At 35.3% G+C, this 18,159-nt stretch carries 14 protein-coding genes; 3 read left to right on the forward strand and 11 right to left on the reverse strand.

The window, feature by feature from the left end; all coding sequences use genetic code 11:
• Positions 1 to 41 precede the first annotated feature (41 nt).
• The 8 genes from sufD to ACFQ0R_RS02555 form a co-directional block, all read right to left on the reverse strand.
• Positions 42 to 1,355 (reverse strand): Fe-S cluster assembly protein SufD, encoded by a 1,314-nt coding sequence (gene sufD / locus ACFQ0R_RS02520; RefSeq protein ID WP_379656800.1) that lies wholly within the window; start codon positions 1,353 to 1,355, stop codon positions 42 to 44.
• Between the two features lie 33 nt (positions 1,356 to 1,388).
• Positions 1,389 to 2,150 (reverse strand): Fe-S cluster assembly ATPase SufC, encoded by a 762-nt coding sequence (gene sufC / locus ACFQ0R_RS02525; RefSeq protein WP_379656801.1) that lies wholly within the window; start codon positions 2,148 to 2,150, stop codon positions 1,389 to 1,391.
• A gap of 87 nt (positions 2,151 to 2,237) precedes the next feature.
• Positions 2,238 to 2,549 (reverse strand): hypothetical protein, encoded by a 312-nt coding sequence (locus ACFQ0R_RS02530; RefSeq protein ID WP_379656802.1) that lies wholly within the window; start codon positions 2,547 to 2,549, stop codon positions 2,238 to 2,240.
• Between the two features lie 6 nt (positions 2,550 to 2,555).
• A complete protein-coding gene (sufB, locus tag ACFQ0R_RS02535; RefSeq protein ID WP_379656803.1) occupies positions 2,556 to 4,001 on the reverse strand; it encodes a Fe-S cluster assembly protein SufB in 1,446 nt (481 codons plus the stop codon).
• A gap of 16 nt (positions 4,002 to 4,017) precedes the next feature.
• Positions 4,018 to 4,347, reverse strand: coding sequence for a HesB/IscA family protein (locus ACFQ0R_RS02540; protein WP_379656804.1), 330 nt, complete (start codon positions 4,345 to 4,347; stop codon positions 4,018 to 4,020).
• Between the two features lie 184 nt (positions 4,348 to 4,531).
• On the reverse strand, positions 4,532 to 4,999 hold the full coding sequence (locus tag ACFQ0R_RS02545; RefSeq protein WP_379656805.1) for a hypothetical protein: 468 nt from the start codon (positions 4,997 to 4,999) through the stop codon (positions 4,532 to 4,534).
• A 10-nt stretch (positions 5,000 to 5,009) separates the two neighbouring features.
• Positions 5,010 to 6,110: a DNA-processing protein DprA gene (dprA, locus tag ACFQ0R_RS02550; RefSeq protein WP_379656806.1), complete on the reverse strand. Its 1,101-nt coding sequence runs from the start codon at positions 6,108 to 6,110 to the stop codon at positions 5,010 to 5,012.
• A gap of 17 nt (positions 6,111 to 6,127) precedes the next feature.
• Complete coding sequence (locus tag ACFQ0R_RS02555) at positions 6,128 to 8,077, reverse strand: cation:proton antiporter (protein WP_379656807.1); 1,950 nt, start codon at positions 8,075 to 8,077, stop codon at positions 6,128 to 6,130.
• A gap of 99 nt (positions 8,078 to 8,176) precedes the next feature.
• Between ACFQ0R_RS02555 and ACFQ0R_RS02560 the strand changes: the two genes are divergently transcribed.
• The 3 genes from ACFQ0R_RS02560 to ACFQ0R_RS02570 are packed head-to-tail and all read left to right on the forward strand — an operon-like array spanning position 8,177 to position 12,559.
• Positions 8,177 to 9,037 (forward strand): MBL fold metallo-hydrolase, encoded by an 861-nt coding sequence (locus ACFQ0R_RS02560; RefSeq protein WP_379656808.1) that lies wholly within the window; start codon positions 8,177 to 8,179, stop codon positions 9,035 to 9,037.
• Between the two features lie 13 nt (positions 9,038 to 9,050).
• On the forward strand, positions 9,051 to 10,730 hold the full coding sequence (locus tag ACFQ0R_RS02565; protein WP_379656809.1) for a S8 family serine peptidase: 1,680 nt from the start codon (positions 9,051 to 9,053) through the stop codon (positions 10,728 to 10,730).
• A 2-nt stretch (positions 10,731 to 10,732) separates the two neighbouring features.
• A complete protein-coding gene (locus ACFQ0R_RS02570; protein ID WP_379656810.1) occupies positions 10,733 to 12,559 on the forward strand; it encodes a M1 family metallopeptidase in 1,827 nt (608 codons plus the stop codon).
• Positions 12,560 to 12,616: 57 nt separating this feature from the next.
• On the opposite strand, the gene ACFQ0R_RS02575 is transcribed toward ACFQ0R_RS02570, so the two are convergent.
• The 3 genes from ACFQ0R_RS02575 to ACFQ0R_RS02585 form a co-directional block, all read right to left on the reverse strand.
• The gene (locus ACFQ0R_RS02575) at positions 12,617 to 14,671 is read right to left on the reverse strand and encodes a T9SS type A sorting domain-containing protein (RefSeq protein ID WP_379656811.1); all 2,055 of its coding nucleotides are present in this window, start codon (positions 14,669 to 14,671) and stop codon (positions 12,617 to 12,619) included.
• A gap of 181 nt (positions 14,672 to 14,852) precedes the next feature.
• The gene (locus ACFQ0R_RS02580) at positions 14,853 to 15,056 is read right to left on the reverse strand and encodes a hypothetical protein (RefSeq protein ID WP_379656812.1); all 204 of its coding nucleotides are present in this window, start codon (positions 15,054 to 15,056) and stop codon (positions 14,853 to 14,855) included.
• Positions 15,057 to 15,060: 4 nt separating this feature from the next.
• Positions 15,061 to 18,072, reverse strand: a complete 3,012-nt coding sequence (locus ACFQ0R_RS02585; RefSeq protein ID WP_379656813.1) for a T9SS type A sorting domain-containing protein — start codon at positions 18,070 to 18,072, stop codon at positions 15,061 to 15,063.
• Between the last annotated feature and the right edge of the window lie 87 nt (positions 18,073 to 18,159).

The raw sequence follows: 18,159 nt of genomic DNA on the forward strand, positions 1-18,159 counted from the left end.
TCGTTTTATTTACTTCTAAACAAGTTGACTGAATTGAAATCTTAAAGATTGAACCCGAGTTCAACACCAAGTTTCAATGCAATTTGTTTAGTTATTCTCTTTTTAATTTCTGGTATTTTTACGCTACTTAATACTTTATTTGCAAAGGCAAACATCAATAAAGCTCTGGCTTCCTTTTTAGGAATACCTCTTGTTCTTAAATAATACAAAGCTTCATTATCCAGCTGACCTATCGTGCACCCGTGGCTACACTTCACATCATCTGCAAAAATCTCCAATTGTGGTTTTGAGTTACAAGTCGCAGTATCGTCAATTAAAATATTGTTGTTGCTTTGGAACGCATTCGTCTTTTGAGCAACACGATCTACAAGTACATTACCATTGAATACTCCTACGGATTTTTCAGAAAAGATTCCCTTATAATCCTGGTGGCTTTCACAATTTGGCTGTGTGTGGTGAACCAATGTATTGTGGTCTACATGCTGCTTACCTTCCAAAATTGTTACTCCTTTCAGGACTGAATTACAGTTTTCTCCGTGCTGGTAAAATTTCAAGTTATTTCTTGTAATTTTACCACCTAGTGAAAAGGTATGCATAGAACATTTACTGTCTCTTTCCTGCTTGATAAATGTGTTATCAATTAGAGAGGATGTGGTTTTATCATTCTGAATTTTATAATAATCCACTTCAGCATTTTTACCCACATACACTTCAGTCACAGAATTAGTAAGTACAGGATGTTCTGTCAAACTTTGATGTCTTTCTATGATCTGAACGTGAGCGCCTTCTTCTGCAATAATCAAATTCCTTGGCTGTACCATCAAAGCCGCCTCATTGCTAGTGAAGAAATTCATCACCTGAATAGGTTTTTCTGCCACTAAATTCTTTGGAATTCTGATGTAAGCTCCTTCCTTGGCAAAAGCTGTATTCAATGAAGTCATGCTTTCTTCAGGAACTATTTTATTGAAGTATTTATCGATCACTGGCTTGTACTTTTCTTTGTCTAAAGCCGAAGACATCAGACAAGCATCCAGCTTATCGTGTGTTGTTCTCGATAAATGCGATGAATAAATGCCATCAACAAATACAATAGTGTAGGTATCAATATCGTGAATCAAGTATTTTTTGATGTCTTTGTAATCTATTGCATCTTCTTTCTTGGGGAATATGCTATAGTCTTCTTTCAAAATTGAGTTGAGAGACGTATACTTCCAGGCTTCCAGTTTTTTTGTAGGAAAACCTGTCTGTTCAAAGAACTTTATAGCTTTATTCCTTACGTCATGGATATCGTTCTCCAAATCTACCTGCTCTTCAAAAGCAAGGTAAGAGGACATTAATTTATCTTTAAGTTCCATAGTTTTCAATCGTTTGGGTTCTTATGAAGGTTATTATGAGGACATTTCTGCACGTTCCTCTTTTAGCCAGTCATAACCTTTTTCTTCAAGCTCCTTAGCCAACTCTTTACCTCCAGTTTTTACAATCTTACCATCCATTAATACATGAACAACATCTGGTATGACATAATCTAATAAACGCTGGTAGTGTGTAATGACGAGAGTTGCATTTTCTTTGGTTCTCAGTCTGTTGACACCATCAGACACAATTCTTAAGGCATCAATATCAAGACCAGAATCAGTTTCATCAAGAATAGCCAGTTTAGGCTCAAGCATTGCCATCTGGAAAATCTCATTTCGCTTCTTCTCACCACCAGAAAATCCTTCATTGAGTGATCTGGAGAGAAATTTTCTATCCATATCTAGCAAAGCAGATTTCTCTCTTATCTTTTTCAGCATTTCATTCGCTGGCATATCCTTTTGACCTCTTGATTTTCTAACTTGATTAATAGAAGTCTTTATAAAATTCGTTACAGAAACACCTGGAATCTCAACTGGATATTGAAACGATAAAAAGATACCTTTATGAGCTCTCTCTTCTGGAGACAACTCAGAAATATTTGCTTTTTCAAAAAGAATATCACCTTCTGTCACTTCAAAATCTTCGTTTCCTGCAATCACCGAAGCAAGTGTACTTTTACCAGACCCATTAGGCCCCATAATAGCATGAACTTCTCCAGGATTAATTTCAAGGTTAATTCCCTTAAGTATTTTCTCACCTTCTACGCTGGCGTGTAAATTTTTTATCTTTAACATATCTTATTCTTATTTATCTAATCTTAAACTATCGTCGTTTGACGATGGTTTTACTTTAATTATATTTTGAATATTCATTATTTGAGGCTAAGCATCTTTTTCTGGATTGTCTTTAATGTCAACTTTTAGGGTAACATCAAAAGATGCAAATGGATCTGAATTGATTTCCTTTACTTGAGCAATTAAGTCTTTAGCTTGAGAATTCATTACGACACCATAAATACCATCTTCCCTTTTAAATACAGCAACAGAGTCAGTATAAATAAATTCTCCTGAGACAGTTTTCAAATCTAAATTAGATTCAGTTTGAAGATTTTTTTCGAAATCTGTTGTTTTAGAATCAGATTTGCAAGATCCTAAAAAAGTAAATAATGTAATTAATATGAGATACTTTTTCATAACCTTTTATCCAACTGAACCTTCTAAAGAAATTTCAAGTAATTTTTGAGCTTCTACAGCGAATTCCATTGGCAACTTATTAAGGACTTCTTTGCTAAATCCGTTCACGATGAGTGCAATAGCTTTCTCTGTATCAATACCACGCTGGTTACAATAAAAAATTTGGTCTTCGCCAATTTTACTTGTTGTAGCTTCATGCTCTACTTGAGCGGTTTTATTTTTGGCTTCGATGTATGGAAATGTATGTGCACCGCACTTATTCCCCATCAATAAAGAATCACACTGAGAGAAATTTCTTGCATTCTCAGCGCGTTTATTAATTTGCACTAGACCCCTGTAGCTATTCTGAGATTTTCCTGCAGAAATACCTTTAGAGATGATCGTACTTTTAGTGTTTTTACCTAAGTGAATCATTTTCGTACCAGTATCTGCTTGCTGGAAGTTATTAGTAACAGCAATGGAGTAAAATTCACCCGTAGAATTATCACCTTTTAAAATACAACTCGGATACTTCCATGTCACTGCAGAACCAGTTTCGACTTGAGTCCAGCTGATTTTAGCATTTTTCTCACAAAGACCACGCTTAGTTACAAAATTGTAAACTCCACCTTTGCCCTCTTTATTCCCTGGATACCAGTTTTGGACTGTAGAATATTTAATTTCAGCATTATCTAAAGCAACAAGTTCTACAACCGCAGCATGCAACTGATTTTCATCACGTGAAGGTGCTGTACAACCTTCTAAATAACTTACATAACTAGAATCTTCTGCAATAACGAGAGTTCTCTCAAACTGACCTGTCCCTGCCTGGTTAATTCTAAAATAAGTTGACAATTCCATAGGACATCTTACGCCTTTAGGAATATAACAGAAGGAACCATCACTAAACACTGCCGAATTTAAAGCCGCAAAATAATTATCTGTAGATGGAACTATGCTTCCAATGTATTTTTTGACCAGCTCTGGATGTTCCTTGATAGCTTCTGAAATAGAACAAAAAATAATTCCTTTTTCAGCCAAAGTCTTTTTAAAAGTGGTGGTTACAGATACTGAATCCATTACCACATCCATAGCCACTCCAGCTAGTTTCTTTTGTTCATCAATAGAGATACCTAACTTTTTAAAAGTTTCAAGCATTTCTGGATCAACTTCATCCAAGCTATCATACTTGGGTTTAGTACTAGGCGCTGAGTAATAAGAAATTGCTTGATAATTTGGTTTCTCATAACCAATGTTAGCCCAGTTTGGCTCTGTCATTGTCAACCAATGCCTGTAAGCTTCAAGCCTCCATTGCGTCATCCAGTCTGGTTCGCCTTTCTTTTTGGAAATACCAATAACAACGTCTTCATTGAGTCCTGGAGGAAAAGTATCTGCCTCCATCTCAGTATAAAAACCGTATTCGTATTCTTTATTTTGAAGTTCTTTTTCTAATTCCTGCTCTGTATAAGCCATAAATCTTTTGTTTTAATTAAAGTGAAAAACTTTCACCACAACCACATGTTCTCTGTGCATTAGGATTGTTGAATACAAATCCTTTTCCATTCAATCCTCCAGAATATTCTAGAGTCGTACCTATTAAGTATAAAAAGCTACTTTTATTGATAACTAATTTGATATCGTTATCTTCAAAAATCTTATCTTGATCTAGCTGAGTTTGATCGAAATTTAATTCGTAAGACAACCCTGAGCAACCACCGCTTTTAACTCCTACTCTCACGAAGTGATCACTTGCATTAAAGCCATCTTCACTCATCAAATTGATGATCTTTTGTTTGGCTGTTTCACTTACTTTAATCATGTTATATGAATTAATTCTAAATTAGAAACAAATATAGGATTTATGAATTAGTTTCACATATCACTTAACATAATTATTTAGAATATTGACTATAAGATTTTGTTATTCTAAAGGGCTTTTCTGAGTTTTTCAAAGAAAAAAAAGCCAGCAAATGCTGGCTTTTTTTTCTTTGGACTTTAAACAACTACTTCGATAGAACTAGTTGAGCATTTTCAATAGCATCTGTGATAGCTTTTTGCATTTCTTCCGCAGAATTATACTGGGCGTTTAGCATTTCTTGCTTAGCTTTAATACTGTCTTTGTCTGTCGTTGCTAGCCCACTATTTATTTCAGTCCTTGAGAATGTGTTACTGAAATTTTTCATCCAAGACATCATAAGGTCGTGTGACTCTTTTAGATCTTTAATTGCAATTTCATACTTTTCTACTTCTTCAGCATCAACTCCCTCTGCGGTTTCAATTTGTTCTTTCTCTTTTTTAAGCTTAGAAATTAAACTGTTGAGTTCTGTCATTTTTGGCATGACATCATCATGAATTTGAACAGTTTCTTTCATCTGAGCATCAAAAGCTTTTGAGTCTTCAGACTGATCTTCCACACATGAAGAAGAAACAGTTACTAATGCAATAAATAATACTTTTATCAATGTCTTCATTTGTTTTAATTTAAATTATTTCAAATTGTTTACCAGGAAGTGGCCTCACATGTCCTGACAATTCCAAATTCATCAAGATAGAAGCCAACTTGTAAGTTGGTAGATTTGTAGTCAAAGATAAGACATCAATTTCTACTTTACCAATTTCTTTAAGTTTTTCAAAAACAAGTTTTTCTTCACCCTCTAGATTTAAAAAAAGCTGCGTTTGTTTATTCTCTTTTTTCGTTTCAATGTCCCAGTTTAAAAAATAAACAAGGTCTGCTGCACTAGTAATCATTTGAGCTTTTTGCTGCTTGATAAGCATATTACAACCTTTACTGAATTTATCCTGTGGTCGACCCGGAATTGCAAAAACCTCTCTATCGTAGGAATGGGCAATATCTGCTGTCACTAGAGAGCCGCCTTTTTCTGCACTTTCGATAACAATTGTAGCTTCACTTAGACCAGCAACAATTCTATTTCTGCTCAAAAAGTTTTTTCTATCAAAAGTAGAATTACTAAAAAAATCTGTAAAAAATCCACCATTGTTTTCAATGGCAGCAACATATTTCTGATGCACTTTAGGATAAATCTGATTTAGCCCATGCGCAAGACAAGCAACAGTCTGCAAATTATGATCAATAGCTGCCTTATGTGCAACAATATCTGCTCCATAAGCAAGCCCTGACACGATAACTGGCTCAAGAGGAGCTAAATCGCTAATAAGTTGCTCACAAAAAGCTATTCCATGACTAGTTATTTGACGCGTCCCTACGATACTCAATATTGGTTTGTTTTTCAGATTGATATTACCTCTGGAAAAAAGTAAAATTGGACTATCAATGCATTGTTTTAGACGTGAAGGATAATCTTCCTCTTTATAATAATGAACATCGATATTGTTATCTTTGATAAACTTCAGCTCATCTTCAGCTTCTTTCAGACATGAAGAATCTTTAAGAGTTTTCAAACGCTTTTCACCTATACCATCTATTGTAGATAAATATTTTATGTCGGCCTCAAACAAACTGGTAGCACTCCCAAAATGCTGCAATAACTTTTTGGCATTGATTTGACCAATACCTGAAAGGTTTTGTAACATTAACAGATTAAGAAGCTCCTGTTCCTGCATTCAAAAATGGATTAAGACTATTTTTCATTTTCAATATTTTCTTCTTCTTTCTCAGCTTCCATCTTCCTCTTCCTTTCCTTCTCTTCTTTGGTCATTTTTTCTTCATCCTCCTTGATAGATTTCTCTTCAACAACCATTTTTGACGGCTCTTTTTCGAATGATTTACCAAGATAAACTAATTTAGATTCTGGCTCAACTTCAACAGAGTTAGTGTCGTTAGGAAGAATTTCAAGCCTTCCTTTAGGAGTCTTTATAAAGAGAGGTATTATCTCTGATTCCACTTTACTTATCTCAATTAATCCTTCAAAATGCTCCTTAGAATTAAGAGCAATTTCATGTATTTCAGGATATTTTCTTGTAAGGTTTACAAGTTTTATGTAATCATCGGTTTGTGAAAATAACCCGTGATCTGGATTATTTTCCGGATCTTCCATTTCTTCTGAAGATATGACTCGGTATGTTCCTTGTTCACCAAACTGTTTGGAGAAGTTTTCAATCGCCTTCTTGTTCACTGCCGTATTACCAGTTAAAGCCATAAGGTAACCTACATCACTCAATTCCACATTGTCTATTAAGTCATCAGAGTAGATATTTGAATTGATGGCGTCTAGCCCCATCTCTTTAGCCTTATCTATATTACTTTTATTATTATCGACAATTACAACATGTCTTTCATTATCCTTTAAATATTTTGCTATAATTCTTGAAAAAGATGACGATCCTACTATTAAAATACCTTGAGAATCTTTCAAAAATACACCAACTAGCTTTGCAAAAGGTCTTGCGGTGGTAGCATTTAAAAGCACAGTTCCTAATACAACCACAAAGACAAGAGGTGTAATTAATTCTGCACTCGGAACCTCTTGCTCCACTAGTTTAAGCCCAAAAAGGGAAGCAACACCAGCTGCTACAATACCACGCGGACCTACCCAACTTATAAATAGCTTTTCTTTGGTTTCTAAGGTAGAGTTATAGCTACTCAGAAAGACACCAAGTGGCCTTACAACAAATACAACAACTGCAAAAAGAATTAAAGTATTCCAATTGATAACTAACATCAAATTATCAAAATTGATATTTGCCGCTAATAAGATAAAGAGTATGGATATGAGTAAAACACTCAAAGATTCTTTAAAATAAAGTAAATCCTTCAAGTTAGGCAAATTTGTATTTCCCATTATAATTCCCATGACTACAACAGCAAGAAGCCCGCTTTCATGTGCAAAATGATCTGCTAAAACAAATACCCCTAGAACAACAGCTAGTGTGACTACATTGAGCAAATAATGAGGAATAACTTTAGATTTGATTGCCAGAGCTAAGGCTTTAGCAAAAGTAAAACCGAAAGTAAAACCAAATAGTACTATTTTACCAAACTCAATCAAAGCTGTGGTTGTAAAGGCTTCTCCTTTTCCTGCAGAAATAAATTCAAAAACCAAAACCGCAACAAGCGCTCCAATAGGATCAATTAAAATTCCTTCCCACTTTAAAATTGTAGAAACATCTTTTTTTAAAGGTATATTTCTCAAAATAGGTGTAATCACCGTAGGTCCTGTCACGATGATAAGCCCTGAGAATAAAAGAGAAATTTGCCAGCTTAGTCCTAGAATCCAGTGAGCTGCCATACCTGCACCAACAAAGGTGATAACAACAGCTATTGTAATCAATTTGACAATAACAGGCCCTACATGAAGTATTTCTCCGCGTCTTAATGTAAGTCCCCCTTCAAAAAGGATTATACCAATCGCAAGTGAAACGAAATAAAACAGGCTTTCTCCAGGAAACAAGCCTGTTTCTCCATTCCAAATAGGCTCAATAAGCTTGGAACCGTCTTCAGTATATAAGGAAGCAATCGGACCTACTAATAAGCCAATAAGTATAAGAGGTAAGATTGCTGGAATCTTGAATCTCCATGCAAACCACTGAGCCAAAATCCCTAGAATTATTATTCCTGCCAGTTCTATCATAAAAGCGTTAAATTTGAGTCGTTAAAAATAGCATAATCTAAAAGACTCGAAATTCAAAGTTAAGACTCTTTTAGTATTTTGCTGCAAAATACATTTTTTATGACTTTATACCCTATTGAAACTGGCAATTTCAAACTCGACGGCGGTGCTATGTTCGGTGTTGTTCCAAAAACTCTTTGGCAACGTACCAATCCCGCAGATCAAAATAACATGATAGACATTGCAGCCACAAGTTTATTGATAGAAAACGGTAAACAACTTATTCTTATCGATACAGGTTTAGGAGATAAACAAAGCGAAAAGTTTTTTAGCCATTATCATAGGTGGGGAGATCATTCCATAGACAGTTCTTTAAAGAAATATGGCTTCCATAGAGACGACATTACAGATGTCTTTATGACTCACCTTCACTTCGATCATTGTGGCGGAAGTATACAATGGAATAAAGGCAAAACAGGTTATGAACCTGCGTTTAAAAATGCAAAAATCTGGACAAATCAAGAACATTGGGACTGGGCTGTAAACCCAAACGATAGAGAACGTGCCTCATTCCTGAAGGAGAATCTTCTTCCTATGCAGGAATCTGGTCAACTCAACTTTTTGGAAAGATCAAAAAATAGACACTTTTACGAAAATATGGGTTTTGAAGTTCTATTTGTAGATGGTCATACAGACAAGCAAATGATACCTATTATTGACTATAAAGGTAAAAAACTCGTATTTGCCGCAGACTTGCTACCTACAGCTGGTCACATCCCTCTGCCTTATGTTATGGGGTTTGACACAAGACCCTTAAAAACCCTCAATGAGAAAAAACTATTTCTTGATGAAGCAGTAGCTAATGATTATTATCTTTTCCTAGAGCACGATGCTCACAATGAAGTCATAAACCTTAAGAATACTGAAAAAGGCGCTAGATTAAATTCAACATTTACGTTTTCAGAACTTTTTACAAACTAAATTAATTGAAACCATGAATAATAAATTTTTAAAGATTGGAGGCTTAGGCCTTTTTATATCAAGCCTTCTAATTGCCTGTGCAAGTGGACCTAAAATCAATTCAGAACCTATTCCGAATTTGCAAAATGTAAGCGAAAAGAAAGTTGAATTAACAGATGATGAGCTTGAATACTGGGGAAGTAAAGATCTCATGTATGATACAATACCGGGGATGAGTGTTGATAGAGCTTATCAAGAACTTATAAAAGACTACAACGGAAAAACTATCATAGTAGCAGTTCTAGATAGCGGAATCGATATCGAACATGAAGATTTTGAAGGAGTGATTTGGACTAATATTGATGAAATTCCAAACAATGACAAAGACGATGACAATAATGGATTCATCGATGATATACACGGCTGGAATTTTCTTGGTGATGTCGTAGAGGAAAACCTAGAATATACGAGAATAGTAAGGGATTATGAAGATCAGTTTGAGGGAAAAATAGCAAGCGATATTGATCCGAACAGCCTTGAAGAATTCAAAATGTATAGAGCTGCAAAAGCTAAATACGATGAAGAAATGACAACCACTGAAAATAGCATCAACAGGTATGTTATGATGAATAATCAGTTACAAGAAGCTGAAGAAAGTTTAAAAATTGAACTAGATACAGACAAGCTTACTATTGAAAATGTAACTTCATTCAAGCCACAAGATGACACTTCTTTAAATCAGAAAATGTTATTACTCAATGTTATGAATAACATCGACGAGGATCTTCAAAATATTCAAGATCAATTAGCTGAAGCTATGGAGTATTTTGGTAATAAAAAAAAATACCATCTCAATTTAGACTTGAATGCTAGGGCGAGAATTCTAGGTGATGATGCTGATGATTTTTCAACGAAAATTTACGGAAATAATCAAGTAAGCGGCCCAAATGAAGATAAAAATGACGCTAAACACGGAACTCATGTTGCTGGCATAATAGCAGCAAATAGATCAAACGATAAAGGAATAAAAGGCGTTGCAGAGAATGTTTTAATTATGCCTATAAGAGCTGTTCCAGACGGAGATGAATACGATAAAGATATTGCTCTGGGCATTCGATATGCCGTGGATAACGGAGCTAGCATCATAAATACTTCATTCGGTAAATATTTTTCTAAGCACCCTCAATGGGTGATGGATGCTATTAAATATGCAGAAGAGAATGATGTACTTATTGTAAACGCTGCCGGTAACGAGGGTATTAATCTTGATGAAAAACGTGTCTATCCTAATGATGAGACTCCAGATAATCCTGTAAATGTCGTTAACAATTTCATCAATGTGGGATCAATTACGTCTAAATACGGAGGAAATTTGGTGTCTGGATTTTCTAACTATGGCAAAAACAGTCTCGATGTTTTCGCCCCAGGATCATCAATTTACGCTACAACACCGCTAAATACTTATGAATTTTTACAAGGAACTTCCATGGCTACACCAAATGTTACTGGAGTAGCAACCATGATAAGATCTTTATTTCCAAAACTTAGCGCTTCCCAAGTAAAAGAAATCTTGATGGAATCTGGACTGAGTACAGACCAGGAAGTTATTCTCGGTGGAGATCCACAAAACACAAAACCCTTTAGCGAAATTTCAGTTTCTGGGAATATGGTAAATATGTATAATGCTATTATATTAGCTTCTAAAACCAAATAAACATGTTTAAAAACACATTTACACTTATTTTATTGATTTCCATATCAGCAGTACTTGCTCAAAACAATACTAGCTATTGGCAACAATATGCTGACTATGAAATGGAAATAGATTTTGATGATAAAAATTATCAATACGAAGGCGAACAGAAGTTAGTCTATACCAACAATTCACCAGATACACTCAATAGAGTCTTCTATCATATGTACTTCAACGCATTCCAGCCAGGAAGCGAAATGGATGTAAGATCCAGAACCATACAAGACCCCGACTCTCGAGTAAGAGATCGTATTTCTAAACTAAGCGAAGAAGAGATCGGGTTTATGCGAGCTAAATCCTTAAAACAAGATGGTAAAGCTTTGGATTACGAACTTGCAGGAACTGTTTTGGAAGTTGAACTTGCTGAACCTATTTTACCAGGAAACTCAACCACTTTTGAAATGGAATTTTTGGGCCAGGTCCCTGTTCAGATAAGAAGATCTGGTAGAAATAATGCTGAAGGTGTTGAACTTTCGATGACACAATGGTATCCCAAAATGGCTGAATATGACTTCGAAGGCTGGCATGCAGATCCTTATATCGGCAGAGAATTCCATGGAGTCTGGGCCGATTTTGATGTTAAAATTACGATAGACAAAGACTTTATCCTGGGAGGTTCTGGTTATATTCAAAATCCAAACGAAGTTGGTTATGGCTATGAAGATGAAGGAGTGAAAGTAAGACGAAGAGGAAAAAAATTAACCTGGCACTTTGTGGCACCAGATGTTCATGATTTTACCTGGGCTGCTGACAAAGATTACATTCATGATAAAGTCACAGGAAACGACGGCACTACTCTTCATTTCTTGTATAAAGATAATGATGACATTAAAGAAAACTGGAAAAATTTACAATCAAAAACCGTTCAACTTTTAGACTATTTCAATGAGCATATCGGTCCATACCCATACGATCAATATTCTATTATCCAAGGTGGTGATGGCGGTATGGAATACGCAATGTGTACGTTAATTACAGGAGAAAGAGAGTTTGGAAGCCTCGTAGGTGTTACAGCTCACGAAATGGCCCATGCTTGGTTTCAACATATACTTGCTACTGACGAAGCTCAACACGAGTGGATGGATGAAGGCTTCACATCTTACATTTCAGGACTGGCTATGAATAAAGTAATGGACCAAAACAGAGAAAATCCTACAGCTGGCAATTATAAAGGTTATATAAGTCTTGCAAATTCAGGATATGAGCAGCCACAATCCACTCATGCTGATCGTTATGAATACAATCAAGCTTACGGAACCTCAGCGTATTCTAAAGGTGCTGTATTTTTAGGTCAACTTGGTTATTTAATTGGAAAAGAGAATTTAGAGAAAGTCTTAAATAGATATTTTGATGAATGGAAGTTTAAACATCCAACACCAAATGATTTTATACGTGTCGCAGAAAAAGTAAGCGGTGCAGAACTTAGCTGGTATCTTAACGATTGGACCAGGACTACCAACACTGTTGATTACGGTATCAAAGACGTAAGTGTTGATAGACAAAATACAATAGTTACTTTAGAACGCATAGGTCTTACTCCAATGCCATTGGAAGTGAAAGTCGATTATAAAGGAGGAACATCAGAAACCTATTACATTCCTCTTCGTATGATGAGATGGGAAAAACCTAACGCAGGAGAAGTTGTAGAGGACTGGCCCTGGGCTTATCCAACATACGATTTACAAATCCCTACTACGCAATATGGTATTGAACGAATTGAAATCGACCCTTCAGGGTATATGGCAGATGTAAATCGCGATAATAACATTGAAGTCTTAGAAGAAGAATAGAAAGTAATTAGTAATTCTAAAAGCTCATTCAAATATTTGAATGAGCTTTTTTTTGATTTAATTTTGCTTGATCAACTTGAAACTTTGCTCCTCACTTCCTGAAGTAAGTTTGACTAAATAAATTCCTGCTTCAGCATTAAAATTTTCAATATTGAATTTTGAAACAGAGCCTACTTTTTCAGAATAAATTCTTTGACCCGCAATAGTATAGATATTAACTTCCACATCAGTTTGGCCTTTCAAGCCAGTAATACTGAATTTTTCTATCATAGGATTTGGGTAAATCTTCACCTCTGACAAAACCGAATTTGAGGTTGATAAACTAACAGGCTTCAATTTAAGAGAAAATCTATTTTCATCTTTAGAACCTGAAACTGAAGAGTTCACATTAAATGAATAGGTCGAATTAAGCTTAGTCATGAGTGTTTCTGTTTCCAAATAATGATCTATCAAATAGACATCTCCATCAAATGAGTTTGAAAACTCAAACTTTAATATGTAATCAGCTCTTCTATACTGATCTACATACAGAGGTAAGATTTCCTCTACAGCAGGTGAATTCCTTCTTTCTAAAGCAACCAAGTTTTGACCTATAACTCTAGCAAAGTTTTCATCAATATTTTGAAGCTTAAGAATGTCATCTATAGATGATTTAGAGTAACTACTCCCAAAATTTATTCGCAAAGCATCAGAAGTTGTACTAACTGAATTGTAAGATACCTTATTGTAGAGTTGTATATTCAAAAATTGGTCATCAGACTCAGAGACAATATTGGTTTTAGGATTTTCATTTAAAGCTTTATCACTCTCTGAAAAATTTATTTGTGCAGCAGAATTATCACCTATTGTTTGAACAAACGCTGACTGCATAGGCTGAAGATATTGATTTGCATCAGAATTTGAGGAATTATTTCCTGAAGGCAATTCCACAACTACAAATGCTCCCCTGCCGCCAGATTGATTTAAATCTTGAACTCCCCCTAGTTTTGGATCCCAGATATAATAAACATCCTTTTTTATATTATTTGATTTAGATAAAACAGAGTTCATGTCTACTTTAGCGTGATAAGGATTCCCAATCAAACTAAACCCATCTTTAGTTTGAGACAAATCAGTGGTTGAATAATCTCCTGTCACAAGTTCTCCTTTAGCTCTAAGTCTTGTTGCTGTAGGCTCTGCTGAATTTGAGTAAATATTCACAGTCCTGTCTCCTCTCACGAGAAGCATATAAGGATCTCCAGCCTTTAGTTGATTTACGTTAGTATTATTTATTGGATTGAAATCATTGTTTTGATTATCATAAATAAACATCGAGGCATCTCCGGATGGATTATAATCAAATCCATTTTCGCCATCCTCCTCCAAATAAGCTGGACCAGTTCCGGGGTTTAATCCTGTGATATGCGTCCCATAACCCTCTGGCACATCATCATCAAAATAACTGTCTGCATCTTCCTGCCAGTTCTTATGAATAGAAGTTGAAGTGTTTACTGATGGACTTATTAATCGATTTGCCCTTCTTGCAAGATAGCACTGTTCGACCTGAACTTTGCCAGTAATTTCTCCAAAAACCCCTCCTACTTGAGCTGTTCTATTAGTTTCAAAATCACACCTTAAGTAAAGGTTATTTTTGGTTTTAAGCTTTCCTGCATCTACATATAAACTACCATACACTTCGATCTCATCATTCAAGTGGACTGTTGACGGGTTTGAAATACGCAAATTACTGTAACTGCCCTCATCTTTAATAAACTGAGCAGAATTTCCATTCAGAACAAGCTCACCCCCTCCAAGAACCCGGCCTTTATTTTCAATGTTTTGTTTTATAAAAAGCTTGGTGGATGGATTAATTAACAGCGTGGTATTTTCATCGATTTTAAGTTCGTTTACCTGGAACGAAACATCCAAAACTGCATTTGCCTCAATAATGACTTTTGAAATTGAGGTAGGTAAGTTTTGATTTTTCCAGTTTTGAGGATTGCTCCAGTTTCCATTAGAAATAAAAACTGACTCATTTTCACTTGAAGATTCATATAAATCTGACTGAGAAAAGCATGGCAGATTTGCGCTTACTATGACCGTAAAAAAAAGTATGGAAATTATTTTGCTCAAAAATATCTAGAATTTGAACAAATGTATAGGCTAAGTTGAATCTTTCATGTAGAATAAGTTCGAAATCCATTATATAGAACTTTCTTCATTTTAAAAATAATTCTAATTTAATTTAAAATTCATAACAAAAAATCCACCTGAAAATTCAGGTGGATTTGTGTTTATAGTTAGGAAAGTTAATCTACTTCCTTACTTTTTTTATCCCTAAATAACCTCCAACAGCTAAGCCTAAAGCGATAAGACCATTGATTGGTGCTGCGATTTCGTCATCAACATCCTCTGGAAAACCTATATCACCAAGCCCTTGTCCATGACTTGTTGTGGTTACTAGTAGTAAAGTGATAATAATAACTAGTGTTATATAATGTGAATTTTGAAGTTTCATAAGCTTATTGTTTTATCAATTTGAAAGTTCTCTCGCCTTGATTGGTTTTTAATTTAACTAGATACACGCCAGCGCTTCCGTTAAAATCTGTGATCTCAGTTGTAAGCTGGTTTTCAAGGTTTGTTTTATAAACCTGCTGTCCTATCATATTATAAATCTCAACTTCTGTTTCTTCTCCTAAATTCTCTCCACTTATGCTAAAGCTCCCTTTTGTTGGGTTTGGATATAAGCTGGCATTCACCAGAGTCTCTTCTATTGTTGATAAACTCACTGGCTCAAAGACCAGACTAAATCTATCTGAAGCCTCAGATTCTGGAATTGACTCATCTACAGTGAAAGAATAAGTGTCTTCAGTTTGAGTGACCTCTGTTACTTGATTTAAATATTTGTCTTCAATAAAGACTTGAGTATTTAAGTTATCGGTCAGGTCAAATTTCATCACGTAAGCTTCTCTTCGATATTGATTTATAAATAATTCTAGTCGCTCTTCTTCTTCCGGAAAAGGTCTAAGTTCAATCGAAGAAAAATCACTTCCCACTTTTCTAGCTAAGTTCTCGTCTAAATTACCAAGCTTAGGAGCATCATCTTTTGATGTAGTACTATAAGATTTGTCAAATTTTATTTTCAAACCATCAGATGCAGTATTGCCTTGAGTATAGGAATCAGCATCAAATAATTGAATATTGATATATTCAGATTGAGACAAAGATTTAGTCTCTGTTTGGTCTGGATTAACATTTTTATGTGACTCTTCAAAATCTACTGAAGTTGGGCCAGTATTAGTATCAACTAAAACAAATGCTGCTTGCATTGGCTGTAAAAATTCATTAGCGGTGTTTAATGGAGAACCTGAAATTCCAGTATCTGTAAATGAGGTGCTTCCATCTGATAAATCAACTGTGACATAAGCTCCTCTACCGCCAGATCCAGCAAGCGTAGGGTCCCATACATAGTAAAAAGTGTTTCTTATGTTTGATGAATTAGTGGTTAACAAATTCATATCCACCTGTGCATGGTACGGATTAGCTATAAAGTTAAAGCTTCCTGCAACGTCGGATAAATTAGTTTGTGAGTTTGGCCCAGTTGTTAAAACTCCAGTAGTCCTTAGTCTAGTGTTAGTAGGAGTAGCTGAATTACTAGTAACATCAATACCTCTATCCCCTCTTATCATCAATCGGTATGGACTTCCAGCTTCTAAAGGCTGTTCAGTAGAAGTAACCGGATTCCACCCTCTTCCAATGTTATCAAAAGTAAACATAGAAGGATTACCACTCGGAGTATAGTCCAGACCTCCATTAAGAGAATTATCAATTTCACTAGTATTATTACCGGTGATATGGGTTCCGTAACCATTAGGTATTGGATCACCATCCGTGTTTTCTAGAATATTATACGCCTGGGCATCTTCCTGCCAGTTTTCTCTGATTGTTGAACTCGTAGTCACAGAAGGTGATATAAACCTAAAAGCTCTTCTTGCTGGATAACACTGTTCTACTGTAACATCGCCTACAATGGCTCCTAATACAGGGGCAACCTGAGCAGCCTTACCTGAAGTGAAGTCGCACGTTAAACTAAGGCGATCATTAGTGTTTAGTGTGCCGCCATCAACGGTCAATATATCTGAAAGGCTAATGACTTCGCCAAGATTCAAGCTAAAGATAACATCATTATCCATAGAAAGATTTTCTATCTCAAACCCGTTTCCTGAAATGCTGTGGTTATTTGGACCAACGAAATCCAAAGAACCATTTGCTCCGTTTAAGGTTCCATCGTTAACAAGATTACCTCTTAATTGTAAATCTGAATTCAGGGTCAAAGCAGCTCCAGTTTCAATAAGAATGTCATTGATAGAAGAGTTCAAATTAGAAATTGGGAAATTAGGTACGTTCTTAGGAATATATAGGTTTGAAGTTCCGTTATTCAATGGTAAAACTCCCCCGCACCAGTTTCCTGTATTTGTTACCGATGTATTTATATCACCAGTCCAAATAAATTGATTGGGACCTGCTATATCTATAAACTCTAAACTACCGTAAGATTGTCCTCCAAATTCAACAATACTATATTCAATTTCTGAATTTGGACCTAAGTATCCCTGCCAAACATTATTAATCCTATCTCCATCAACATATTCTGAAGAAAAGACTTCATCACCATCTATAGTAACAACTACATCATCGTCATGAGCAGGAATATTTAATTGGTAAATACCACAAGGGAAACCTCTCCTTCTATATATATAAGAGTGATTATTACCAGCAACAGTAACACCATTATAAGTTTGCGCTTGAGAAGGCGATCCATTTGCAGGCCATAGATCTCTACTATCAAAATCTAATCCACTTTGTGAATAAATTCCCGCATAAGTATTAAAATTTGTGCCATTGTAAGCAGAAACTAGCCATTCGTTATCGCCAAAATCTCCCTCATCGCCGGAAGCTGGTGTTGCTTCCTTAAATCTTAATCTTCCATAGGAATCACCAGTCCTTTCAGACCAAATGAATTCTATTTCAGAATTCGCGTCTAGTGTCCCTGACCAAACATTAAGGCGTGGTGCACAGCAACCAGTATTGTTCCAAACTTGAACACCATCTATATATAAAATAGCAGCATCATCATGGCCATTCCCTCCATTTTGCGAGGCTACATCAATGACGTAATTTCCTTCTGGAAATCCCCTACGCATATACCTCACATTATGATTTTCATCTGTAACAGAACAGCCTTCATAATTTACTGAAGTACTAGGATTGGAATTTTCTCCCCAGGAATTAGAGGAGTCAAAACTCACCCCACTATTTCCATAGCCAGAATCTACATAATATCCTCTATAATTTAATAAATTAAAGTTAGTAGTGGTATAGTTGTTATGATTATAGGCATATGCAATCCATTCATTATTACCAAATTCCCCTTCTACAGGATCACTTGGTAGGTTTGGAGGGCAATTTTGAGAAAAAGAGTTTAGAGATATAAATAGGAAAAGAAATATTCCTAAAAACGTAATTTTGTTCATAATAAAAGATTTAGAACAAAACTAGGTGTACAAATCTTAAATTCTTGTAGAATTAGTTCGATAATCTAACTTAAATCACTTTATTTA

Origin of the sequence: Psychroflexus salinarum (assembly GCF_042677225.1) — a bacterium.
Taxonomy (GTDB): Bacteria; Bacteroidota; Bacteroidia; order Flavobacteriales; family Flavobacteriaceae; genus Psychroflexus; species Psychroflexus salinarum.